This window comes from Gordonia sp. UBA7860 (assembly GCF_002500165.1).
Taxonomy (GTDB): domain Bacteria; phylum Actinomycetota; class Actinomycetes; order Mycobacteriales; family Mycobacteriaceae; genus Gordonia; species Gordonia sputi.
Window position 1 is genome coordinate 1 of the sequence record NZ_DLSO01000134.1, and the last position, 649, is coordinate 649.

Annotated in this window: 1 protein-coding gene; it reads left to right on the plus strand. The window is 60.7% G+C overall.

What is annotated here, in order from left to right; all coding sequences use genetic code 11:
• Positions 1-649 (plus strand): peptide ABC transporter substrate-binding protein (locus B3T59_RS16855; protein ID WP_287004414.1); only part of this gene is annotated, 649 nt, incomplete at both ends.

Below are 649 nucleotides of genomic sequence, written 5' to 3' on the forward strand. Positions count from 1 at the left end.
CGGCACCGAGCCGCAGAACGGACTCATCACGACGAACACCGCCGAAAACGGCGGCGGCCGTGTGGTGGATGCGCTGTTCACCGGGTTGTACTCGTACGACGCCGACGGCAAACCCTCACTGGCGAACGCCGAGTCCGTCGACACCACGGACAACCAGAACTACACAATCCATCTGAAGAAGGACTGGAAGTTTACCGACGGAACACCCGTCAAGGCCGAAAACTACGTTCGCGCATGGAATTTCGGCGCAGCGACGAAGAACGCCCAACTTCAGCAGAGCTTTTTCGAGCCGATCGACGGATACGAGGCAGTCGCAGGAGAGGATTCGACCGCCGATCAGATGTCGGGCCTGAAGGTTGTCGACGACCACACCTTCACCGTTCGCCTGACGCAGCCCAACATCGACTTCAAACTGGGCCTTGGCTTCACGCCGTTCAAGCCGCTCCCCGACGTCTTCTTCACCGAGGGCGCAAAGGAATTCGGCGAACACCCCATCGGCAACGGCGCCTACAAGATGGCGGGGCCCGACGCGTGGCGCCACAACGTCCAGATCAACGTCGTACGCAACGACGATTACAAGGGACCCGACAAGCCACGCAACGGCGGGATCGACTTCGTCCTCTACTCCAGCCTCGACACCGCATACACC